Genomic DNA, 24,125 nt, shown 5'->3' with positions numbered 1-24,125 from the left:
CATTGACACCCTCGCGCGCGGGTGGTGGGCTCGGAGCCCACCGGTGGGAGCAAGGGGAGTCAGGCATGCAGCTCAGGCGCAGGAAGCACGCGACGGCCGTCGCCGTGGCCGTGCTCGGCGGGCTGCTCTCCGCGGGGGCCCCGGCCGCCGTCGCCGCCCCCTCGGCACCCGGCACCCCCGCCGTCACCACGCCCGACCGCACGGACGACACCGCACCGCCCGCGGTGTGGCCGCGCCCGCAGAGCATCAGGACGTCCGGGTCCGCGGTCCCGCTCTCCGGCGAGGTCACGCTCGTCGCCGACGACGGGGCCGACCCGTACGCGGTCGACGCGCTCCGCACGGCGCTGCGCGACGCGGGTGTGCGGACCGTCCACACGTCGCTGCCCGGGAGCGGGCCCGTCATCCGGCTCGGCGGGGACGGGGCCGTGGACGCGCTGCGCACGCTGCGTGCGCCCGACCGGGCCGATCTCCCGTCCGGCGGCTACCGGATCGCGGTCGGCCGGGTCGCGGGCCGGGACACCGTCGCCGTGGACGGCCTCGGCGACGACGGCCTGTTCCACGCCGTGCAGACGCTGCGTCAGCTGATCGGGGGCGGGCGCATCGCCGGCGTCACGGTCCGGGACTGGCCGGCCGGCGCGGTGCGCGGGATGACCGAGGGCTTCTACGGCCGGCCCTGGTCCCAGGAGGAACGTCTCGCCCAGCTCGACTTCATGGGCCGCACCAAGCAGAACCGGTACCTCTACGCGGCCGGTGACGACCCGTACCGGCAGGACCGCTGGCGGGAGCCGTATCCCGCCGACCGGCGTGCCGACTTCCGCGCGCTGGCCCGGCGCGCCGCCGCCGATCATGTGACGCTCGGCTGGGCCGTGGCCCCGGGCCAGTCCATGTGTCTGTCCTCGGAGCGCGACGTGAAGGCGCTGACGAAGAAGATCGACGCGATGTGGGCGCTGGGGGTGCGGGTCTTCCAGGTGCAGTTCCAGGACGTCAGTTACAGCGAGTGGCACTGCTCGGCCGACTCCGAGACCTTCGGCAGCGGACCCGAGGCGGCGGCCAGGGCGCAGGCCGGGGTCGTCAGCAAGGTGGCGCAGCACCTCGCCGACCGGCACCCGGGCTCGGAGCCGCTGTCGATGATGCCGACGGAGTTCTACCAGGACGGGGCGACGGCCTACCGCACGGCGCTCGCCAAGGAGCTCGACGAGCGGGTGCAGGTCGCCTGGACCGGTGTCGGCGTCGTCCCGCGCACCATCACCGGCGGCGAACTGGCCGGTGCGCGCACCACGTTCCGCCATCCGCTGGTCACGATGGACAACTACCCGGTCAACGACTACGCGCAGGACCGGATCTTCCTCGGCCCGTACACCGGCCGGGACCCGGCCGTCGCCATCGGTTCGGCGGCGCTGCTGGCCAACGCGATGGAGCAGCCGTCCGCTTCCCGCATTCCGCTGTTCACCGCCGCCGACTTCGCCTGGAACCCGAAGGGCTACCAGCCGCAGGAGTCCTGGCAGGCGGCCATAGACGATCTCGCGGGCGGCGACGCCCGCAGCCGGGACGCGCTGCGCGCGCTGGCCGGCAACAGCGCGGGCTCCGTGCTGGGCGCCGACGAGTCGGCTTATCTGCAACCGCTGTTCGCCGCGTTCTGGAACTCCCGTACGGGGGATGCCACCCCGGCCCGCGACGAGGCGGCGCGCCGGCTGCGGGCCGCGTTCACGGTGATGCGCGAGACCCCGCAGCGGCTGGCCGGGCTGGCCGACGGGCGGCTCGACGACGAGGTGCGGCCCTGGAGCAAGCAGTTGTCCCGCTACGGCAGGGCGGGCGAGCTGGCGGTCGATCTGCTCCAGGCGCAGGCGCGCGGCGACGGCGCGGCGGCCTGGCAGGCCTCACTGGCCCTGGAGCCGGCGCTCGGGGCCGTGAAGGCGGGCGGCGCGACGGTCGGCAAGGGGGTGCTCGGCCCGTTCCTGGACCGCGCCCGCAAGGAGGCCGACGCCTGGACCGGTTCGGACCGCGACAACGGCACAGTGACCGAGACCCCGGGCAGCTATACGGTGCGGCTGAGCCGGGTCCGTCCGCTGGAGGCCGTCACCGCGATGACGGCGCCCGGCGGCGACTCCACGGTGACGGGTGCGACGGTCCAGGCCCATGTGCCCGGCGAGGGCTGGCGCAGCCTCGGCACGCTGTCGGCGAGCGGCTGGACCCAGTCGCCGGGCCAGGGCCTGCGGGCCGACGCGGTACGGATCAGCTGGCCGGCCGCCACCCCGGCCGTCACCGGGGCACCGCCCCTGATCATCCCCCCGCTCGCGGGCGCGGCCCCGTCGGCAGGCACGGCTCCCCGGGTGCGTTCGCTCGTGCCGTGGTTCGGCGACGAGCCGGCGGCCCGGCTGGCCCTGGAGCGCGGCGAGACGGACGCCGAGATCGGCGGCGCCCCGCAGCGCGTCGAGGCACGGCTCTCCGCCCGCCGCCCGGCCGAGGTGCGCGGCGCGCTGAAGGCGAAGGCCCCCAAGGGCATCAAGGTGCGGGTCCCCAAGCAGACGACCGTCCCGCGCGGCTCCCGCACCGCCGTACCGGTGGAGATCAGCGTCCCCGCGGGCACCCCGGCGGGCGAGTACGAGGTGCCGTTCTCCTTCGGCGCCGAGGAGACCACCCTGACCGTCCGGGCCTTCCCCCGCACCGCGGGCGCCGACCTGCTCCGCACGGCCACCGCCTCCTCGTCGGCCGACGAGACCGCGGACTTCCCGGCCTCAGCCGCGTCCGACGGCGACCCGAAGACCCGCTGGTCCTCCCCGGCCGACGACGGCTCCTGGTGGCAGGCGGAACTGCCGGCCCCGGTCCGGCTCGGCCAGGTGGTGCTGGACTGGCAGGACGCGTACGCCTCCCGCTACCGCGTCCAGGTCTCCGCGGACGGCCGCACCTGGCGCACGGCGGCCACCGTCCGGGACGGCCGCGGCGGGCACGAGTCGCTGCGGATGGACGCGAAGGACACCCGCTTCATCAGGATCCAGGGCGACGCACGGGCCACCGAGTACGGCTACTCGCTCTGGTCGGTCCAGGCGTACGCCGTGGCCGAGTAGCCGGGCGACGGAACACCGCACACTCGCGGCGACGTTCCGTACCCCTTTCGCGGCGGCCCTCAGGACGGCAGAGGCCCGGACCGTCAGGCGGAGATGCCGTCGATCCGGGCCATCGCGTCGTCCGCGCCGAACGGTTGCAAGTAGGGCAGCCAGCGCGGGTCGCGGTGTCCCGTGCCGATGATCCGCCAGGCCAGGCCGGTCGGCGGGGCCGGCTGCTGATGGAGCCGCCAGCCGAGCTCGGGAAGGTGGCGGTCGGCCTTGACGTGGTTGCAGCGGCGGCAAGCCGCCACCACGTTGTCCCAGGCGTGCTGTCCGCCGCGGCTGCGCGGAATGACGTGGTCGACGCTGGTCGCGGCGGCGCCGCAGTACATGCAGCGCCCGCCGTCCCTGGCGAAGAGCGCCCGGCGGGTCAGCGGGACGGGCCCCCGGTAGGGAACGCGGACGAACCGCTTCAGCCGGACGACGCTGGGCGCCGGGACGGCACGGGTGGCACTGTGCATGAAGGCGCCGGACTCCTCGAGGCAGATGGCCTTGTTCTCGAGGACGAGGACGAGCGCGCGGCGGAGCGGTACGACGCCGAGCGGCTCGTACGACGCGTTGAGAACCAGGACATGCGGCACGTGGACGCCTCCTTGTACGCCGGCGGCGCGTGGCTCGCGCCGGGACGATCCGATCTCAGTCTCCCCTCCGGCCTGGTCGAAGCGCCACCACGTCCGGGTAACGGGCCGGAAGGATTTTCCTTCCGGGTCCTGCCGCCCGTACTGCGGGACACGCCGGATCAGGCGCTTCGGGGCCCTGCCGCCGCGCCCGTGCCCGGATGTGCGATCGGCCACAGGGAGGCCGCGCACCCGGTCACGGCCGGTACCGCCGGACGGGTTCTTTACCTCTTCCATATCCCCGGGTGAGACGCGTCTCTCCCCTCGATCACGGCAACGGAGCATTCCGGATGCCCCGTTAGTGTGGTTGTTCAGCGCTCGCCCAACTGGAGGTTTCGCCGTGTCCCTGTCCGCCCTGTTGGCCGCAGCACCGTCACCCGGGCCCGGTGGCTCGCTGGACGAAGCCGCGAAGCAGGCCGGCAACGCCGCGGGCTGGGTGGAGGAGAACTGGTCCACCTGGCTGAACACCGGTCTGCGGATCGTGCTCATCGCCGCCATCGCGATCGCGTTGCGCATCGCGGTCCGCCGTGCCCTGACCAAGCTGATAGAGCGCATGAACCGCAGCGCCCAGGCGGTGGAGGGCACCGCGCTCGGCGGTCTGCTGGTCAACGCGGAGCGGCGCCGGCAGCGATCGGAGGCGATCGGTTCGGTGCTCCGTTCGGTGGCCTCGTTCCTGATCCTCGGCACCGCCGCCCTGATGATCCTGGGCGCGTTCCAGATCAACCTGGCCCCTCTGCTGGCCTCCGCGGGTGTCGCCGGGGTGGCGCTCGGCTTCGGTGCGCGCAACCTGGTCACCGACTTCCTGTCCGGTGTCTTCATGATCCTGGAGGACCAGTACGGCGTCGGCGACACCATCGACGCGGGCGTCGCCTCCGGCGAGGTCATCGAGGTCGGCCTGCGCGTCACCAAGCTGCGCGGCGACAACGGCGAGATCTGGTACGTCCGCAACGGCGAGGTGAAGCGGATCGGCAACCTCAGCCAGGGCTGGTCCACCGCCGGCGTCGACGTCCAGGTCCGCCCCTCCGAGGACCTCGACCGGGTCCGTACGGTGATCACCGAGGCCGCCCAGCTGATGGCCAAGGACGACCCGTGGACCGAGCGCCTGTGGGGACCGGTGGAGATCCTGGGCCTGGACTCGGTGCTGCTGGACTCGATGACGGTCCGGGTGACCGCGAAGACGATGCCGGGCAAGGCGCTGGGCGTGGAGCGCGAGCTGCGCTGGCGCATCAAGCGCGCCTTCGACGAGGCGGGCATCCGGATGGTCGGCGGCATCCCCGCCCAGCCGGACGAGCCATCGGCCGCCGACCCGACGGCCGCGATGGCCGCTCCCTCGGCGTACGCCTCGGCCACCTCGCCCCAGTCGCTGGCGGCGACGCCGATCCCGCCGTCCACGCCGAACATCACGAAGTAGGCCCCCGCACATACGCACGGCTGAGGGGCACCCCGCGAGGTTCGCGGGGTGCCCCTCAGCCGTTTCCCGTCGGCCCGCCTCCGATGGATCCCGGCCAACTCGGTTCACCCGAAGCCCTGTTGGGAACGTATGCGCACAGGGGGTCCGGGGTGAGCCGCCGCACCGCCCCGCGCCGACGGCGCCACCCAGGTAACGCTTTGGTTGCCACCGCGGTGCGGGCCATTGACGCCCCGGTGACGTGCGCCCTACGGTCCTCTCACCGAATAGGAAAGTTTCCTAACAGAGGGCAGGTGCAGTGACCATGGCCGGAACCACGCCGGGTACCCCCCGCGTTCTGCGCGCCATGAACGACCGCGCCGCCCTCGATCTGCTGCTGGAGCACGGCCCCCTGTCGCGGACCAGGATCGGGAAGCTGACGGGGCTGTCCAAGCCCACCGCCTCCCAGTTGCTGGCCCGGCTGGAGGCGGCCGGGCTGGTCGTGGCCACCGGGACCGCGGCCGGGCGGCCGGGGCCCAACGCGCAGCTGTACGCCGTCAACGCCTCGGCCGCGCATGTCGCGGGGCTCGATGTGAACGCCCAGCGGATCGTCGCCGCCGTCGCCGATGTGACGGGCGAGACGGTCGGGGAGTTCGAGCTGCGGACCCCGGGGCGGCGCGCCGACAGCGTGGTGCGGCAGGTGGCGGACGCGCTGGACGGCGCGGTCAAGGCGGCCGGGCTGACCCGGTCCGACGTGCACCGCGTCGTCATCGGCACGCCGGGCGCCTTCGACCCGGGCACGGGCCGGCTGCGGTACGCCTCCCACCTGCCCGGCTGGCACTCCCCCACGCTGCTGGACGAGCTGGCGGCCTTCCTGCCGATGCCGGTGGAGTACGAGAACGACGTGAACCTGGTCGCGGTGGCCGAACAGCGGCTCGGCGCGGCCCGGGGACACGACGACTTCGTGCTCCTGTGGAACGAGGAGGGCCTCGGCGCCGCCCTCGTCATCAACGGCCGGCTGCACCGCGGCTTCACCGGCGGCGCCGGCGAGGTCGGCTTCCTGCCGGTGCCCGGGGCTCCGCTGGTCCGCCAGGTCACCAAGGCGAACGCGGGCGGCTTCCAGGAGCTGGCCGGCGCCCAGGTGCTCGCCCGGCTGGCCCGTGAGCTCGGCATCGACGACGAGGCGGTGCGCGGCCTGGGCACCCATCACGAGACCGCGGCCGAGCTGATCGGCCGGGCGGCCGCGGCCGCCGCGGAGGGCGAGGGCGGGCCGTACGCCCGGCTGCTCGATCTGTTCGCCACCGGTCTGGCCACCGGTCTCGCGTCCATGGTCGCCGTCCTCGACCCCGAGGTCGTCGTGCTGTCCGGCGAGCTGATCTCGCGCGGCGGGGAACCGCTGCGCGGCCGGGTGGCCGCCGAACTCGCCGAGCTGGCCGCGTCCCGGCCCCGGCTGATCACCGGCGAGGTGACCCACCGCCCCGTCCTGCGCGGCGCGCTGGAGAGCGCGCTCGCCACCACGCGCGACGAAGTGTTCGACACCTCGCGCTGATCCCGCACACCTTCCGTACGCCCCCACGCTCCACGCCCCACACCCCCTTCCCCGTCCCAACCCTTCATCGGGAGACACCACCATGTCCGGAAACCGCCGGAAGCCGGCCGTCGCGCTCGCCGCGACCGCCGCGATAGCCCTGTTCGCCTCCGCCTGTACCGGGCAGAGCAGCTCCGGTGCCAGTGATGACGCGTCCAAGGAGACGACCATCAACTTCTGGCACGGCTGGAGTGCTCCGGGTGAGGTCAAGGGCATTCAGGACACGATCGACGCCTTCCAGAAGGCGCACCCGAACATCCACGTGAAGGTCGTCGGCAACATGACCGACGACAAGATCAACCAGGCGCTGCGCGCGGGCGGTTCCAAGGCTCCGGACGTCGTGTCGTCGTTCACCACGAACAACGTGGGCAAGTTCTGCAAGTCGAAGGCCTTCGTCGACCTCAACCCCTTCCTGAAGAAGGACGGGATCGACGCGGCCGCGACCTTCCCGAAGGCCATGAACGAGTACACGCAGTTCGACGGGGTGCGCTGCACGGTGCCGCTGCTCGGCGACGCGTACGGCCTCTACTACAACAAGGACGCGTTCGAGGCCGCCGGCATCACCGCGCCGCCGAAGACCTGGACCGAGTTCGCCGCCGACGCGAAGAAGCTGACGAAGACCAAGGGCGACTCGTACGAGCAGCTCGGCTTCATGCCGAACTACCACGGCTACGAGTCGACGACCGAGCACTACCTCGGTGGCTGGAACCCGACGTACTTCGACGCGGACGGCAAGTCGAACATCGCCAAGGACCCGGCCTTCGCCGACATGCTCACCACCCAGAAGAAGATGGTGGACTCGCTCGGCGGCTACCGGAAGCTGGAGAAGTTCCGTACCGGCTTCGGTGACGAGTGGGGCGCCAAGCACCCGTTCCACACCGGCCAGGTGGCCATGCAGCTGGACGGCGAGTGGCGGCTCGGCATGGCCGAGGAGGCCAAGCCGAAGTTCGAGATCGGCGTGGCCCCGATGCCCGTCGCCGACAACGAGGCCGACACCTACGGCAAGGGCTATCTGACCGGCACCATCGCCGGCATCGCCGCCACCTCGACCAAGCAGAACGCGGCGTGGGAGCTGGTGAAGTTCATGACGACCGACACCGACGCGGTCGTGAACTTCGCCAACGCCATCCACAACGTGCCGTCCACGCTCGCCGCGCTGAAGTCGCCGAAGCTGAAGTACGACCCGCGCTTCAAGACCTTCCTGGACATCGCGGCCAACCCGCAGTCCACCACCACCCCGCCCTCGGTCAACGGCGGCGCGTACCTGACGTCCCTGCAGAACCTCGGCTTCGACGTCGAGAAGGGCACGCAGAAGGACCTCAAGGCGGGCCTGGAGAAGACCGCCAAGGAGATCGACGCGGCGATCGACCAGGCGAAGTAGAGCCGACGCGATGAGCACGTACACACTCCGTTCGAAGCGCCGCCGCTCGGCGCTCCGGACGGCGGCCTTCATGTCGCCGTGGCTGATCGGGTTCTGCGTCTTCTTCGCCTACCCGCTGATCTCCACGCTCTACTTCTCCTTCACCAGCTACGACGGCTTCTCGGCCCCCGAGTTCAGCGGGCTGAAGAACTGGTCGTTCGTCTTCAACGACTACCCGCTGTTCTGGCCCGCCCTGCGCAACACGCTGTGGCTGGTCGTGGTCATGGTGACCTGCCGGGTGGTCTTCGGACTCGGCGTCGGCCTGCTGATCACCAAGATCAAGACGGGCACCGGGGTCTTCCGGACGCTCTTCTACCTGCCGTACCTGGCCCCGCCGGTCGCCGCGACCCTGGGCTTCGTCTTCCTCCTCAACCCGGGTACCGGACCGGTCAACTCGATCCTCGGCGATCTCGGGCTGCCGACCCCGGGCTGGTTCACCGACGCCACCTGGTCCAAGCCGGCGCTGACGGCCCTCGCGGTGTGGGGGGTGGGCGACCTGATGGTGATCTTCATGGCCGCGCTCCTCGACGTACCGAAGGAGCAGTACGAGGCGGCGGAGCTGGACGGGGCGTCCGCGTACCAGCGGTTCCGCTTCGTGACGCTGCCGAACATCTCGCCGATCATCATGTTCGCCGTGGTCACCGGCATCATCCAGACGATGCAGTACTACACCCAGCCGCTCGTGGCCGGGAAGGTCGCGTCCGGTGTGATGGGCGGCTCGGGGCAGCAGTTCGAGCCCGGCTATCCCGACAAGTCGACACTGACGCTTCCGCAGCTGGTCTACAACCTCGGTTTCCAGCGCTTCGACTACGGCTCGGCCTGTGTGGTCGCGCTCGTTCTCTTCGTCCTCGCCATGGCGTTCACCGCACTGTTGATGCGGCGCCGCAGCGGACTGATCCAGGCAGGTGAGTGACGTGGCGCAGGTTCTCGACACCCCGAAGGCCGCGGGCCCGGTGAGTGACCCCGTCACCCCGGCCGAGCGCGTGGCACGCCGCAAGGCGCTGCTGCACTGGATCGGTGTGCACTCGCTCGGCGTCGCGGCCGCGCTCTTCTTCGTGCTGCCGTTCGTCTTCCTCCTCCTCACCTCGCTGATGAGCGACCAGCAGGCCCTGACCCGTGACCTGTGGCCGCACCCCTTCGAGTGGAGCAACTACAAGGAGGTGTTCGACACCCCGGGGTTCCTGACCTGGTGGCGGAACACCCTGCTGTACGCGGGCCTGGGCACCGTCCTCACGGTCGTGTCCTCGCTGCCCGTGGCGTACGCGCTCGCCAAGTTCCGCTTCCGCGGCCGGCATCTGTCGCTGATGCTCGTCATCTCGATGATGATGCTGCCGCCGCAGGTCGTCGTCATCCCGATGTACCTGTTCTGGGCCAAGCAGCTGGACATGTCCGGCACGCTGTGGCCGCTGATCATCCCGATGGCGTTCGGCGACGCGTTCTCCATCTTCCTGCTGCGGCAGTTCCTGCTGACCATCCCCAACGAGTACCTCGACGCGGCGAAGGTCGACGGCTGCGGGGAGTTCCGCACCCTGATGCGCGTCGTGATCCCGATGGCCAAGCCCGGCATCGCGGCCGTCGCCCTCTTCCAGTTCTTCTACGCCTGGAACGACTACTTCGGGCCGCAGATCTACGCCTCCGAGAACCCGGGTGCCTGGACGCTGAGTTACGGACTGGAGTCCTTCAAGGGCGCGCACCACACCGACTGGAACCTGACCATGGCCGCGACCGTTCTGGTCATGGCCCCTGTGATCGTCGTCTTCTTCTTCGCACAGAAGGCCTTTGTCGAGGGCGTCACACTGACCGGAGTAAAGGGCTGATTGATGAAGCTCGCTGTAGTGGGTGGCGGGTCCACCTACACACCTGAACTGATCGACGGATTCGCGCGGCTGCGGGACACCCTGCCGATCGAGGAGCTGGTGCTCGTCGATCCGGCGGCCGACCGGCTGGACCTGGTCGGAGGGCTCGCGCGGCGGATCTTCGCCAGGCAGGGCCACCCCGGCCGGATCGTCACCACCTCGGACGTCGACGCGGGCGTCGCGGACGCCGACGCGGTCCTGCTCCAGCTGCGCGTGGGCGGCCAGGCCGCCCGCAACCAGGACGAGACGTGGCCGCTGGAGTGCGGCTGCATCGGCCAGGAGACCACCGGCGCCGGCGGCCTCGCCAAGGCCCTGCGCACCGTCCCCGTCGTCCTGGACATCGCCGAACGCGTCCGCCGCGCCAACCCGGACGCGTGGATCATCGACTTCACCAACCCGGTCGGCATCGTCACCCGCGCCCTGCTCCAGGCCGGCCACAAGGCCGTCGGCCTGTGCAACGTGGCGATCGGCTTCCAGCGCAAGTTCGCCCGGCTGCTGGACGTCACACCGGGTGAGATCCACCTCGACCACGTCGGCCTCAACCACCTGACATGGGAACTCGGAGTGCGTCTGGGCGGCCCCGACGGCGAGAACGTCCTGCCCCGCCTGATCGCCGAACACGGCGACGCCCTCGCCGACGACCTCCACATGCCGCGGCAGATCGTCGACCGGCTCGGCGTCGTCCCGTCCTACTACCTGCGCTACTTCTACGCGCACGACGAGGTCGTGCGCGAGCTCGGCACCAAGCCCTCCCGGGCCGCCGAGGTCGCCGCGATGGAGAAGGAACTCCTCGCCATGTACGGCGACCCGGCACTGGACGAGAAACCCGCACTGCTCGCCAAGCGCGGCGGCGCCTTCTACTCCGAGGCGGCCGTCGACCTGGCGGCCTCGCTGCTGGGCGGTGCCGGCTCCACGCACCAGGTGGTCAACACGTACAACAAGGGGACGCTGCCGTTCCTGCCGGACGACGCGGTGATCGAGGTGCAGGCGAGGGTCGACGGGACCGGTGCGACGCCGCTGGCCGTGCCGGAGCTGGACCCGCTGTACGCCGGTCTGATCGCGAACGTGACGGCGTACGAGGACCTGGCGCTGGAGGCCGCGCTGCGCGGCGGCCGCGACCGGGTGTTCAAGGCGCTGCTCGCACACCCCCTGATCGGCCAGTTCGAGTACGCCGAGGCGCTCACCGACAAGCTGATCGCGCACAACCGGGAGCACCTCGCGTGGGCGTGAACGGTTCGGTCCTCGCGATAGACGCGGGGAACAGCAAGACCGATGTGGCCCTCATCGGTGAGGACGGCACCGTGCTGTCCACGGCCCGCGGCGGCGGCTTCCAGCCGCCCGTGGTCGGTGTCGGAAGGGCCGTGGACGCGCTCGGCGCCGCGGTGGAGCAGGTGCTGGAATCGGCCGGGGTGACCGCCGGATCCGTCGCCCATGTGTCGGCCTGCCTGGCCAACGCCGATCTGCCGGTCGAGGAGGAGCAGCTGACCGAGGCCCTGCGCGCCCGCGCGTGGGGCCGCACGGTGGAGGTGCGCAACGACACCTTCGCGATCCTGCGGGCCGGGATCGACGAGCCGCGCGGCGTGGCCGTCGTCTGCGGCGCGGGGATCAACTGTGTCGGCATGGTGCCGGACGGCCGGACCGCGCGCTTCCCCGCCATCGGCCGCATCTCCGGGGACTGGGGCGGTGGTTCGGGGCTCTCCGAGGAGGCGATGTGGTTCGCCGCGCGCGCCGAGGACGGCCGCGGCGAGCCGACCGCGCTGGCCCGGACGCTGCCCGCCCACTTCGGGCTCGACTCGATGTACGCCCTGATCGAGGCGCTGCACCTGGGCCGGATCGACTCCGTGCGACGGCACGAACTGGCGCCGGTGCTCTTCGCCACGGCCGCGGAAGGCGACGCGCCGGCGCTCGCCCTGGTGGACCGGCTGGCCGAGGAGGTCGTGGCGCTGGCCTCGGTCGCGCTGGCCCGGCTGGACCTGCTGGACGAGGCGGCGCCGGTGCTGCTGGGCGGCAGCGTGCTGGCAGCGCGCCATCCCCGGCTGGACGGCCGGATCGCCGAACTCCTGGCCGCACGCGCTCCCAAGGCGGTGGTGCGGGTGGTGGAGGAGTCCCCCGTGCTGGGCGCCGGGCTGCTGGGGCTCGACCACACGGCCGCGCCGCCCGAGGTGCACAAGAGGCTGCGGGCGCAGTACGCCTGAGCCGCCCGCGCCGCCAGGTGTGTCAGGGGCGTCCCGTAGCCTTCGGGTTGCGGGACGCCTCTTGCGTACGGGAACCGATCAGTTGTCCCGGACGTGTTCATCGGTGGGGAGACCGGTTACCGGGGAGATCGCTCCGCTTCGGGGAATTGCGCCGCCGATCGTCTTGATCGACGGCGTCGGCCTTGATCGAATGCTGTACGACCGCAGCTGATCACCGTCGGCTGCTTCATGGACCGGTGCAGGATCCAGGCGTTCCTGATGTGGACGCCGGTCCCTGCGGCCATACTTCTGGCCGGGTACCAGTCCCCCGATCGGCCGGGGGGCGGGCCACCGTCAGTGACCGAGGGGGAGGTCAAGTGACATACCCGCCGAATGTGCGCCCGGCGCCGCACCACGCGCCGGAGCAGCCGCCCGCGCCGGCGGCCGTACCCGTGCCTCCGCAGCACAGCGCCCGGGCCGTGGTGACCGCACGGCTGCGCGCCGCGGCCACCACCGAACCGGGCAGGCTCCAGATCATCGGGGCCGTACTGGCGCTGCTGGTCGTCGCGTTCGGGGCCGTGACGGCGTTCGAGATCAACGACCGCGCGGCGGCGGCCAACGACGTGGTGGAACGCAGCCAGCCGCTCAGCGCGACCGCGGCGAACATCTACCGCTCGCTGGCGGACGCGGACGCGGCGGCGGCGAGCGGCTTCCTGGCCGGCCCGCAGGAACCGCGCGCGGTGCACGACCAGTACGTGAAGGACATCGACGACGCCTCCCGGCTGCTGGTGGAGGCCGCGGCCAACACGGACGCCTCGACGAAGTCCGGCCACGAGATCACCACCCTCAACGAGGAACTCCCGCGCTACACGGGACTGATCGAGCGCGCCCGTGCCAACAACCGGCAGGGGCTGCCGCTGGGCGGCGCCTACCTCCGGTACGCGAACCAGAAGATGGCGAACGACCTGCTGCCGGCCGCCGAGCGGCTGTACTCGGCGGAGACCGACCGGCTGGACCAGGACTACCGTTCCGCCCGGACGTGGCCGTTCTTCTCCCTCGGCGTCGGGATCGTCGCGCTGGCCGTGCTGTTCTGGGCGCAGCGGCGCAACTACCGTCGTACGAACCGGGTGTTCAACCACGGGCTGCTCGCGGCGACCGCGGCGGCGACCGTGGTCCTGCTGTGGCTTGCGGTGGGGCACACGGTGTCCCGCTCCGACCTGGCCGAGGCGAACACGCACGGGCAGCAGTCCCTGGACGTGCTCAACCGGGCGCGCATCGACTCGCTGAAGGCCCGTGCCAACGAGAACCTCACGGTGGTCGCACGGGGTGCGGTGCTCACCGCTGACGGCAAGAGCGACAAGTACGAGACCGACTACGGCACGGGCATGAAGGCACTCGGCGAAGAGCTGAACCGGGCCAGGAAGCTCGCCGAGGACACCGAGGACGCCGAGGGCGGCAAGCCCGTGGCCGACGCCATCACGGCCGTCACCGAGTGGCAGAGCCGCCACCGGACCGCCCGCAAGACCGATGACAGCGGCGACTACGACACGGCGCTGGAGCAGATCATCGGAACGGACAACTCGACGGGGCAGTCCTTCAGCCAGGTGGACGCGGCGCTGCGGAAGGCGCTCGCCCACGAGCAGAGCCAGTTCACCCAGGCCGCCGAGGACGGGCGCGGGGCGCTGGGCGGACTGCCGATCGGCGCCGCGGCCCTGGCCGTACTGGGCGCGGTGGCGGCGATCGTCGGGGTCAACCGCAGGCTCTCGGAGTTCCGGTGACAGGGGGAGCGATGACAGGGAAGGACCCGAGGACGGGCCCCGGAGCGCAGCGCGGGTTCCGGCGGCTGCGCGGCTGGGGCGGGGTGAGCGCCATGGCCGTGGCCTGTGCGGTGACGGCGTCGCTGACCCTGCTGCCGCTCTCCCACGGCGACGACGGCTTCGGCGGTGCGGTGTCGGGACCCGGTGCGGCCCAGGCCGTCCAGACGCGGGCCGACGACTGCACGGACCCGGAGGCCAGCCTGCAGCCCTCCGGCGCCGGCGGCCCCGCCATCGACAAGATCAAGGCGCGCGGCAAGCTGATCGCCGGTGTCGACCAGAACAGCTTCCAGTGGGGCTTCCGGGACCCGGAGTCCGGGAATCTCGAAGGCTTCGACATCGATCTCGTGCGGGCCATCGCCAAGGACATCCTGGGCAGCCCGGACAAGGTGATCTTCCGGGCGATCCCCACCAACCAGCGCATCGCGGCGCTGCAGAACGACAAGGTCGACGTCGTCGTCCGGACGATGACGATCAACTGCGCCCGGCTGGAGCAGGTCGCCTTCTCCACGGCGTACTTCCAGGCCGGTCAGCAGGTCCTCGCGCCGAAGGACGGCGGGATCACCGGCTTCAACTCCTCGCTGGCCGGCAAGAGGGTCTGCACCGCCGAGGGCTCGACGGCGTACGAGGCGCTGGAGAAGGAGTCGTTCGGCTCCGTCTTCAAGGACAAGCACGACGGCACCGAGGCCGACGAGGACAAGCTGACCGTGCCCAACCAGCTGGACTGCCTGGTGCGGCTCCAGATGGGCGAGGTCGACGCGGTCGTCACGGACAACGCCCTGGCGGCCGGTCAGGCCGCCCAGGACCCGGCGGTGGAGCTCAAGGGCGACAAGCCCTTCACCACCGAGTACTACGGCGTGGCCGCGAAGAAGGGCGCAGACGACCTGGTGGCCCGGGTCAACAAGGTGCTGGTCGACTACCGCGCCGGTGGCGCGGTCAGCCCCTGGATGACGTCGTACCGCAAGTGGCTGGAGGCCGGGCTGCCCGGGATCACGGCGCCGCCGGCGCCCAAGTACCGGACCGACTAGCACCGTTCGTCCGGATCAGGCCGACCGGGCGGCACGGATACCCGGACGGCCGGTTGGCAGCACCGATCCTGCCGGGCTCGCGCCCGGCAGGGAGAGCGGAGAGGTGATCGATGGGCGTCGCGGGCCCCTTCCCCAGCTACGCGGCCCGGCCCCCGGGCCCGGTCATGGACCGGGACGAGGCCGACCGTGCGCTGGCCCGGCTCGGCGCGGAGCACGAGGCGATAGAGACCTCGCTCCTCGCTCTGCAGGACCATGCAGGCCGCCGCCTCCTGGAGGGTGCCGAGCTCACCGGTGTGACCAAGGAGCGCTGGAGCGCGACCGAGCAGTCGATCACTCTCCTGTGGACGTACTTCGACGCGTACGCGGGGGCGCTGAACGAGGCGCGCGAGGTGCGGGCCAGGCGTCGTCATCCCAACCGGGAGGACCTGCTGGCCCTCACCGAACTGCTGCGCGGCCAGGGCGTCACGGTGGCCCACGCCGCCGGCGGGCACGCCCCTTCGATCACCGGCCCGGCCCGGCTCTCCGAGCGTTTCACGCTGGAGGAGCTGGTCAACCGGATGAACGAGCTGTACGCGCGCTCGCTCGACATGGTCGTCGCCTCCGACTCCGTGTGGTCGGCGATGCCCGCCCGGATAGATCTGCTCGCGGCCGAGCTGCGCCGCACCCACTCGCTGGCGCACTCGGTGGGCGTCCGGCCCGGGGAGCATCCGGCGGGCGACGACCTGGAGTCGATCACCCAGGAGCTGACCACGCTGCGGGTGCAGGTGATCTCCGACCCGCTGGCGTTCTGGCTGCCGGGCCCCGGGAGTTCGGCGCCGGGCGGCGGACGCCCCGACACGACGCGCTACGACCGGGCGGCGAGGGCGCTGGACGAGGTGCGCCGCGAGGTCGAGGCGGTGCTCGCGGTCCGGCAGGACGCCGAGCAGCGCCTGGTCCAGCTGCGCGACGTGCTCTCCCGTGCCGACCGCACACTGTCCGAGGCCAGGTCGGCGCGCGGCGAGGTGCTGGCGAAGATCGCCGCCTCCGAGGTGCCCGCGGTCAACGGCCCGCCGACCGCGCTCCAGGAGCGGCTGGCCGCCGCGTCGGAGTACCGCAGGCATGCGCAGTGGCACCGGCTCTCGCCCCTCCTGGACACCCTGGAGCGGCAGGCCGAGGAGGAGCTGCTGCGGGCCAGGGAGCAGCTGACGGCGGTCACCGCGCCGCTGGCGGTGCGGGCGGAGTTGCGCGGCCGGCTGGACGCGTACAAGGCGAAGGTGGCCCGCAACGGGCTGGCGGAGGACCCGGTCCTCATCGAGCGCTACGACGCGGCGCGCCGGATGCTGTGGAGTGCGCCGTGCGATCTGCGGGTCGCCGCGATGGCGGTGCAGCGTTATCAGGACGCGGCGCTGGACATGCTGGCCGGGCGCAGGGGGCCCGGTCCCGAGGACCGGCGGGGGCAGCCGTGAGCCGTACGGGGAACTTGGGTCACATGGTGTGCATGACGGGTAGTGACGGAGCAACGTGGCCGCCGCGGCGGCGGGGCGAACAGGGGGAATGACCATGAGTACGCAGTGCCAGCGCCCCGCGTGCGAGGGAAGTTACGAGGACATGGGCGGCGGTGAGCTGTACTGCGACACCTGCGGTCTGGCGCCGGTCGTCTCGCCGACGGGGATGGTGAGCTCGCCGCCGACCGGCATCGCGGGCGGCGGCAGGGGCAGCAACAGCTCCTCGGCCCGCAGCAGTTCGCAGGCCTCGTCCCGGGCGTCCTCGCGGTCCTCGTCGCGGTCGTCGACCTCGCGGCGTTCGGTCTCGGGGCGGCTCTCGCGCGCGCTCTCCGGAAGTTCGACGTCGCGGTCCGTCTCGGTGCGCTCGTCGGCGAAGTCGACCGGGGCCTCGGGCCGCAACCGGCTGGGCGCCGGGCTGGTGCTCGTACCGGACGTGCCGCGTCCCGATCCGCGCACCGCGGTGATGGACAACCCGGAGGTGCCCGAGCGCAAGCGGTTCTGCTCGCGTTCGGACTGCGGGGCGCCGGTGGGCCGGTCCCGGGGCGACCGGCCGGGGCGTACGGAGGGGTTCTGCACCAAGTGCGGCCACCCGTACTCCTTCGTGCCCAAGCTCCAGGGGGGCGACATCGTCCACGGGCAGTACGAGGTCGCGGGCTGTCTGGCGCACGGCGGGCTCGGCTGGGTCTACCTCGCGGTGGACCGCGCGGTCTCCGACCGCTGGGTGGTGCTCAAGGGCCTGCTCGACACCGGTGACCAGGACGCCATGGCGGCGGCCATCTCGGAGCGCCGGTTCCTCGCCGAGATCGAGCACTCCAACATCGTCCGGATCTACAACTTCGTCGAGCACCTCGACCAGCGGACCGGTTCCCTCGACGGCTACATCGTCATGGAGTACGTGGGCGGCAAGGCGCTCAAGGAGATCGCCAACGAGCGGCGCACGCCGACCGGGAAGCGGGATCCGCTGCCGGTCGAGCAGGCCTGCGCGTTCGGCATCGAGGCGCTGGAGGCGCTGGGCCATCTGCACAGCCGCAACCTGCTGTACTGCGACTTCAAGGTCGACAACGCGATCCAGACCGAGGACCAGCTGAAGCTGATCGACATGGGCGCGGTCCGCCGGATGGACGACGACGAGTCGGCGATCTACGGCACGGTGGGCTACCAGGCGCCGGAGGTCGCGGAGGTCGGCCCCTCGGTGGCCTCCGACCTGTACACGGTCGCGCGGACCCTCGCGGTGCTCACCTTCGACTTCCAGGGGTACACGAACGTCTTCGTGGACTCGCTGCCCGACCCGGACAACATCGAGGTGTTCCGGACCTACGAGTCGTTCTACCGGCTGCTGGTTCGGGCCACCGACCCGGACCCGGCCCGGCGGTTCGCCTCCGCTTCGGAGATGGCGGAGCAGCTGACGGGTGTGCTGCGCGAGGTGGTGTCGCTGCAGACGGGGCGCCCGCGCCCGGCGCTTTCGACGCTGTTCGGCGCGGAGCTGCGGGTCACCGACACGGAGCTCTTCACCCTGCTGACCGGTGATGTGTCGCGCCTGGGGGCCAGGGCGCCGGAGTCCGGCCGTCCGGGGTTCTTCGGGCGTCGCAGGGGCGGCGCGGCCGCAGTCGCTCCGGCAGCGCCCACGCCGCCCGCGGTGGCGCCGCCCGGCGGTGTCCCGGGCGCGCTGCCCGCCGGCCCGCCGCCCGGCTTCGCCGCGGGCGCCGGCCCGGTGCCCTCCACCACGACGCACGTCAGGGGCGCCGCCCCGCTCCCGTACGCACCGTCCCGGGCAACGGTTCCGGCGCCCCGGGACCCGGTCCAGAACCCGGGCGGCGTGCCGGGGCCGTACAGCCCGAACGGACCCCGGCTGGCCGGCCTCGACGTGCGCGGGACCTCCCTCGCGCTGCCGGTCCCCCGGGTCGACGCGAACGACCCCAACGCGGGCTTCCTCGCCGGGGTGATGGCGTCGGCACCCGCCGAACTGATCGCCGCACTGCAGGCCGTGCCGGCCGCTTCCCTGGAGACGCGGCTGCGCGAGCTGCGGGCCCAGCTGGAGATGAACGACCTCGGTGCGGCGGCGCAGACGCTGACCGCGCTGGAGGCGAAGCACCCGGACGACTGGCGCGTGGTCTGGTACCGCGGCCTGACCTCCCTGGTGACCGGCGACAAGGAGAACGCGGCGCTGTCCTTCGACGCGGTCTACGACGCGTTCCCCGGGGAGCCGGCGCCCAAGCTGGCCCTCGGGATCTGCGCGGAGGTCCTGGGCCAGCTGGACAACGCCGCCGAGTACTACCGGCTGGTGTGGATGACCGACCCGAGCTTCGTGAGCGCGGCGTTCGGCCTGGCCCGGGTGCAGATAGCGGCCGGGGAGCGGGGCGGCGCGGTCAGCACGCTGGAGTCGGTGCCGGAGGCGTCGATCCACTTCACGGCGGCCCGGGTCGCCGCGGTCCGGGCGAGGCTGCGCGAACGGGGTCCGGACGAGCCGCTGATCTCGGACCTGATGGCCGCCTCGGCCCAGGTCTCGGGACTGGCCGGGCTCGGTCTGGACGCGGTGCGCCGCGAGCAGTTGTCGACCGAGGTACTGGGGACGGCACTCGACTGGGTACTCTCCGGTAGTCCCACGGCTCGGCCCTCGGACCCGAAGTCGGCGCCGTACGCCGTGGCTCAGGGGCCGAAGACGCTGCTCGGCAGTGAGTTGGACGAGCGCGGCCTGCGGTTCGGGCTGGAACGTTCGTACCGGATGCTCGCCCGGCTTGCGGAGCCCGGCGACGAGAGGATCGAACTGGTGGAGCGGGCCAACCGTTTCCGCCCCCGAACGTGGGTGTGAACATGTCGCAGAAGCCACAGGAGACTGCCTTGTCGAGGTGTCCCGGCTGCGAGGAGCCGCTGGAGCCGGGGGACCTGTTCTGCGGCGCGTGCGGGTACGACCTGTCGGCCGTGCCCGAGCCGCCGCAGGACCACCCGACGATCGCCATCGCCTCCCCGGCCGGGGAGACCGTGCCGCCGGGCTCCGTCGCCGGGGCCGCGTCCTCGGCACCGCCGCCTCCGCCGCCGGGCGCGGCCGCGCCGGAGGTCCGCTTCGACGGGCCGGACGCGTCCGGTGACTTCGAGCTGGCCGCTCCCGCCGCCGGGGCGACGCCCGATCCCCGTACCTCGCCCGACCCCGCTCCGGCCCCGCCGGCCGGCGGCAAGGTGTGTGTGGCGTGCCGGGCCGGTCATGTCGACGACGACGGCTACTGCGAGAACTGCGGCCACGCCCAGCCCCGCGAGCGCGACCACATGGAGGAGGAGCTCGGTTCGGTCGCCGCGGTCAGCGACCGCGGGCTGCGGCACCACCGCAACGAGGACTCCTTCGCCGTGTCGACCACCGCGCTGCCGGACGGCTCCCCGGCCGTCGTCGCGATCGTCTGCGACGGGGTGTCGTCGGCCAGCCGTCCCGACGAGGCCTCGGCCGCCGCCTCGTGCGCGGCCAACGAGGCGCTGCTGGAGTCGCTGCCGCGCGGCACGCATCCGCAGCAGGCGATGCATGAGGCGATCGTCGCCGCCGCGGAGTCGGTCAACCGGCTGGCACAGGACCCCGGCCAGGCCCAGGAGCTCGATCCGCACCGCCATCAGAACGCCCCGGCCTGCACCCTGGTCGGCGCGATCATGGCGAGCGGGCTGCTGGTCGTCGGCTGGGTCGGTGACAGCCGCGTGTACTGGGTGCCCGAGGACCGGTCCCATCCGCCGGCCCGGCTCACCGAGGACGACTCCTGGGCCGCGCAGATGGTCGCGGCCGGCCTGATGAACGAGGCGGAGGCGTACGCGGACGAGCGCGCCCACGCCATCACCGGCTGGCTCGGCGCGGATGCCTACGAACTGGAGCCGCACACCGCGTCGTTCAAACCGGACCGGCCGGGCCTCGTGGTGGTCTGCACGGACGGCTTGTGGAACTACGCGGAGTCCGCCGCCGAAATGGCCGCCGCGGTCCCCGCCGACGCATACGAACGGCCGCTGCACGGCGCCCAGGTGCTGGTCGGGCACGCGCTGGACGGCGGGGGCCACGACAACGTAACAGTGGCCCTGGTGCCGTTCGCCGTACCACCGCAAGGGGCAGGATCCGCCTGAGCAGCGGTTGAGCCCGTTTCCGTCCGCCCCCAGCCTTTCCGATGTCTTTGTCCGTACATCTGTCTTCATCTGACACGTGGAGCCTCAAGGAGCCGATCAGATGGCCAACTTCTCCAAGTCGAACGTGCCGCAGTTCTCCGTCGAGGTGTATCAGAACGAATATCTGCCGGAGGGCGGCCGTGAGGTCAACGGCATCATCACGGTCACGTCGACCGGGGGCGGCACCACCGGCGGGGTTCCGCTGACGAGCGCGGCACCCTCGGACCTGCCGGGGCGGGCGGCGAACGCCGCGGTGGTGATCATGGTGGACTGCTCGGGTTCGATGGACTACCCGCCGACGAAGATGCGCAACGCCCGCGACGCGACGGCGGCGGCCATCGACACCCTGCGCGACGGCACCGCCTTCGCCGTGGTCGGCGGCACGCACGTGGCCAAGGAGGTCTACCCGGGCAACGGGCGGCTCGCCACGGCCGACGCGCAGACCAGGGCGCAGGCGAAGGAGGCCCTGCGCCGGCTCGGCGCGGGCGGCGGTACGGCGATCGGCACGTGGCTGCGACTGGCCGACCGGCTGCTCGGCGCCGCCGACGTGGACATCAGGCACGGCATCCTGCTGACGGACGGGCGCAACGAGCACGAGGCCCCGGAGGATCTGCGGGCCGCGCTCGACGCGTGCGCCGGCCGGTTCACGTGTGACGCCCGCGGTGTCGGCACCGACTGGGAAGTGAAAGAGGTCACAGCGATCGCCTCCGCGCTGCTCGGCACGGCCGACATCGTCGCGGACCCGGCCGGGCTGGCCGCGGACTTCACGCAGATGATGGAGAACGCGATGGGCAAGGAGGTCGCGGACGTCGCACTGCGGCTCTGGACCCCGGTCGGCGTGGAGATCAAGTTCGTGAAGCAGGTCGCGCCGACGGTCGCCGAACTGACCGACCGCCGCACCGAGGCGGGCCCGCGCGCGGGCGACTACCCCACCGGTTCCTGGGGCGACGAGTCCCGCGACTACCACGTGTGCGTCCAGGTGCCGGAGGCCGGCATCGGGCAGGAGATGCTCGCGGCCCGGGTCTCGCTCATCCTTCCCGACCCGTCGGGCGGGACGCCGCAGACCCTTTCGCAGGGCCTGGTGCGGGCGGTGTGGACGGACGACATGGTGGCGTCGACCTCGATCAATCCGCAGGTCGCGCACTACACGGGTCAGGCGGAACTGGCACAAGTCATCCAGCAGGGTCTCGATGCACGCAAGTCGGGAGACTTCGACGGCGCGACGGCCAAACTCGGCCGTGCGGTGCAGTTGGCATCGGCGTCCGGGAACGAGGACACTGCGAAACTGCTTTCGAAGGTGGTAGACGTCGTCGACGCGGCGACCGGTACTGTGCGACTGAAGGCGAAGGTCGCGGAAGCGGACGAGATGACACTCGAAACGCGCTCCACCAAGACTGTTCGCGTCAAGAAATAACCACATATCCGCACTGATGAGCCGCCCGGCCGGACAGGTCCGCCGGGCGGCGACGCAAGACAAAATGACGGCCCCCGGGGCCGGACGAGGAGAGGGGGAAGCGCCGACATGCCGACCTGCCCGAACGGACACCAGTCGGGTTCCGAGGACTGGTGCGAGGTCTGCGGCCACCGCATGGCCGGGGCGGGCGCGCCTGCGGGCGCCGTTCCCCCGCCGCCTCCCCCGCCGCCCGCGCCCGGCTACGGATACCCGCAGGGCCCCGGCCCCGACGCGACGCAGCAGGCCGAGCTCTGCCCCCAGTGCCGCACCCCGCGGGAGCCCATGGCGCCGTTCTGCGAGGAATGCCGCTGGAACTTCCTCACGAACACCGCGACGTCGTACACCCCGCTGGCTCCGCAGCACGGTCCGGGCGGCGGCCCCGCAGGTCCGGTCCCGGGTCTCAATCTGCCGCCGGGCTTCCAGGCCCAGCAGCCGGGCCCGCCGCAGCAGCGCGATCCGTTCGACTACCAGAGTTCACGGCCCTCGCAGATGAACCGGTCGGCCGAGCCGCTCTCATCGGGCCCGGGCCAGCCCGGCCCTCCGGGACCGGGTCAGCAGCCCCCGCACCCGTTCCAGCAGCAGGGACAGCCGCAGGGTCAGCAGGGCGGCCCGCAGGGTCAGCAGGGCGGCCCGCAGGGTCCGCCGCCTCCGCCGCCGTTCCAGCAGCAGGGACAGCAGGGCGGTCCGCAGGGCTTCCCGCAGGGGCAGCAGCACGCCCAGCAGCAGAATTCGCCGCAGGGCTCGCCCCCGCCGCCGTTCCAGCAGCAGAGCGCACCGCCCTCGTTCCAGCAGACGGCTCCCCCGGTCTTCGAGCAGCCCGGACCGCCGGCCCCGCCGCAGCCCCAGGCCCCGCAGGCGCCGCAGCCCGCCGGTGACGACTGGCTGCTGTCGCCGCCCTCGCAGGCCCAGGGCCCGCAGACGCCGATGCAGCAGCAGCCGTACCCGGGCCAGAACCAGGGACCGGGCCAGGGACCGGGGCAGGGTCCGGGTCCCGGCCAGAACCAGAACCAGGCTCCGCAGTCCATGAACTGGACCGCGGTCATCGCCCCGGACCGTGAGTACTTCCTGGCGATGATGCAGCGCAGCGGCCCCGAGGCCACCGGGCTCAACCTCCCGGCGTACTCCCCCGAGCAGCAGCTGCCGCTCACCGGCAACCAGATCACCATCGGCCGCCGCCGGCACAGCACGGGCGAGTCCCCCGACATCGACCTGTCGGTGCCGCCGGAGGACCCGGGCGTCTCGCACCAGCACGCGGTGCTGGTGCAGCAGCCCGACAGCAGCTGGGCCGTTGTCGACCAGAACTCCACCAACGGCACCACGCTCAACGGCGCCGAGGACCCGATCCAGCCCTACGTCCCCGTACCGCTCCAGGACGGCGACCAGGTGCACGTCGGGGCGTGGACGACGATCACGATCCGCCGGGACTGACGGCTCGGACGCACACAGCGGCCGGTGACGGGGGAACGCCCCGTCACCGGCCGCTGTGATGTCCTCCCCGGCCAGTGTCCCGCCCGGGCCCGGCACATAGTTCGCACCACGAATATCAGTGCTCCCGGCGAGGTCCCGGCGGCACCGCCTGCCGTATTCTGGTGGAATGCGAAAGGCCGAGCGCGGACACATGGGAGTCGTCACCGCATTGGTGCGTTCCTCGTTCCTGGTGAATGCCGTGTATGCCGATTCCGGCCGCGAGCACGGCATCACCGCACAGCAGGGCCAGCTGCTGTGCGTGCTGATGGTGCAGCCGTACGGCATGAGCGACCTGGGCGCGATGCTGGGGCTGGCGAAGTCCAGCCTCACCGGTCTGGTGGACCGCAGTGTCCAGCGCGGCCTGGTGCGCCGCGAGCCCGACCCCGAGGACGGCCGCGCGGTCCGCGTCGCCCTGACCCCGGCGGGCGACGCCCTGGCCGACGCGTTCTACGCCGCGACCTGCCGGCGGGTGGAGGCACTGTCGGCGGACCTCGGCGAGGCGGACCGCGAGCAGCTCGCGAAACTGCTCGGCCGGCTGGTGCTGAACAACGAGGTGCCGGTGGTCTTCATGGAGTCGGACGAGACCGCCGCGCCCTCGCTCTGAC

17 protein-coding genes are annotated in these 24,125 nt (G+C 72.1%); 16 read left to right on the top strand and 1 reads right to left on the bottom strand.

Features of this window, described 5'->3' with window-relative positions; translation table 11 throughout:
- Positions 1-65: 65 nt before the first annotated feature.
- Positions 66-3,065 carry a beta-N-acetylglucosaminidase domain-containing protein gene (locus OG521_26225; protein ID WUW24076.1) on the top strand — a complete coding sequence of 1,000 codons (3,000 nt, stop codon included), beginning with the start codon at positions 66-68 and terminating at the stop codon, positions 3,063-3,065.
- Positions 3,066-3,148: 83 nt separating this feature from the next.
- Here OG521_26225 and OG521_26220 read toward each other — a convergent pair whose 3' ends face one another.
- Positions 3,149-3,685, bottom strand: coding sequence for an HNH endonuclease (locus OG521_26220; protein WUW24075.1), 537 nt, complete (start codon positions 3,683-3,685; stop codon positions 3,149-3,151).
- Positions 3,686-4,061: 376 nt separating this feature from the next.
- Here OG521_26220 and OG521_26215 point away from each other — a divergent pair, with 376 nt between their 5' ends.
- The 15 genes from OG521_26215 (at position 4,062) to OG521_26145 (ending at position 24,124) form a co-directional block, all read left to right on the top strand.
- Positions 4,062-5,132, top strand: coding sequence for a mechanosensitive ion channel family protein (locus OG521_26215; GenBank protein ID WUW24074.1), 1,071 nt, complete (start codon positions 4,062-4,064; stop codon positions 5,130-5,132).
- 301 nt (positions 5,133-5,433) lie between these two features.
- Positions 5,434-6,657 (top strand): ROK family transcriptional regulator, encoded by a 1,224-nt coding sequence (locus tag OG521_26210; GenBank protein ID WUW24073.1) that lies wholly within the window; start codon positions 5,434-5,436, stop codon positions 6,655-6,657.
- 82 nt (positions 6,658-6,739) lie between these two features.
- Positions 6,740-8,077: an ABC transporter substrate-binding protein gene (locus tag OG521_26205; GenBank protein ID WUW24072.1), complete on the top strand. Its 1,338-nt coding sequence runs from the start codon at positions 6,740-6,742 to the stop codon at positions 8,075-8,077.
- 10 nt (positions 8,078-8,087) lie between these two features.
- Positions 8,088-9,029 carry a sugar ABC transporter permease gene (locus OG521_26200; protein WUW24071.1) on the top strand — a complete coding sequence of 314 codons (942 nt, stop codon included), beginning with the start codon at positions 8,088-8,090 and terminating at the stop codon, positions 9,027-9,029.
- A gap of 1 nt (position 9,030) precedes the next feature.
- Positions 9,031-9,933, top strand: a complete 903-nt coding sequence (locus tag OG521_26195; protein ID WUW24070.1) for a carbohydrate ABC transporter permease — start codon at positions 9,031-9,033, stop codon at positions 9,931-9,933.
- Positions 9,934-9,936: 3 nt separating this feature from the next.
- Positions 9,937-11,202: a 6-phospho-beta-glucosidase gene (locus OG521_26190; GenBank protein ID WUW24069.1), complete on the top strand. Its 1,266-nt coding sequence runs from the start codon at positions 9,937-9,939 to the stop codon at positions 11,200-11,202.
- Positions 11,193-12,167, top strand: coding sequence for an ATPase (locus OG521_26185; protein ID WUW24068.1), 975 nt, complete (start codon positions 11,193-11,195; stop codon positions 12,165-12,167). Before OG521_26190 ends, OG521_26185 begins: the two co-directional genes overlap by 10 nt.
- 431 nt (positions 12,168-12,598) lie before the next feature.
- Positions 12,599-13,924 (top strand): hypothetical protein, encoded by a 1,326-nt coding sequence (locus OG521_26180; protein WUW26802.1) that lies wholly within the window; start codon positions 12,599-12,601, stop codon positions 13,922-13,924.
- A 92-nt stretch (positions 13,925-14,016) separates the two neighbouring features.
- Positions 14,017-14,988 carry a glutamate ABC transporter substrate-binding protein gene (locus OG521_26175; protein WUW26801.1) on the top strand — a complete coding sequence of 324 codons (972 nt, stop codon included), beginning with the start codon at positions 14,017-14,019 and terminating at the stop codon, positions 14,986-14,988.
- Between the two features lie 110 nt (positions 14,989-15,098).
- On the top strand, positions 15,099-16,433 hold the full coding sequence (locus OG521_26170; protein ID WUW24067.1) for a hypothetical protein: 1,335 nt from the start codon (positions 15,099-15,101) through the stop codon (positions 16,431-16,433).
- Positions 16,434-16,527: 94 nt separating this feature from the next.
- Positions 16,528-19,281: a serine/threonine-protein kinase PknG gene (locus tag OG521_26165; protein ID WUW24066.1), complete on the top strand. Its 2,754-nt coding sequence runs from the start codon at positions 16,528-16,530 to the stop codon at positions 19,279-19,281.
- The gene (locus OG521_26160; protein WUW24065.1) at positions 19,278-20,561 is read left to right on the top strand and encodes a protein phosphatase 2C domain-containing protein; all 1,284 of its coding nucleotides are present in this window, start codon (positions 19,278-19,280) and stop codon (positions 20,559-20,561) included. Before OG521_26165 ends, OG521_26160 begins: the two co-directional genes overlap by 4 nt.
- 100 nt (positions 20,562-20,661) lie before the next feature.
- On the top strand, positions 20,662-22,014 hold the full coding sequence (locus OG521_26155; GenBank protein WUW24064.1) for a VWA domain-containing protein: 1,353 nt from the start codon (positions 20,662-20,664) through the stop codon (positions 22,012-22,014).
- Between the two features lie 108 nt (positions 22,015-22,122).
- Positions 22,123-23,481 carry an FHA domain-containing protein gene (locus OG521_26150; protein WUW24063.1) on the top strand — a complete coding sequence of 453 codons (1,359 nt, stop codon included), beginning with the start codon at positions 22,123-22,125 and terminating at the stop codon, positions 23,479-23,481.
- A 190-nt stretch (positions 23,482-23,671) separates the two neighbouring features.
- Positions 23,672-24,124, top strand: a complete 453-nt coding sequence (locus OG521_26145; protein WUW26800.1) for a MarR family transcriptional regulator — start codon at positions 23,672-23,674, stop codon at positions 24,122-24,124.
- Position 24,125 lies beyond the last annotated feature (1 nt).

Origin of the sequence: Streptomyces sp. NBC_01463, assembly GCA_036227345.1 — a bacterium.
In the GTDB taxonomy this organism is placed as follows: Bacteria; Actinomycetota; Actinomycetes; order Streptomycetales; family Streptomycetaceae; genus Streptomyces.
Note: the sequence above shows the minus strand (reverse complement) of the source record. Positions and strands in the feature narration are given on the sequence as shown.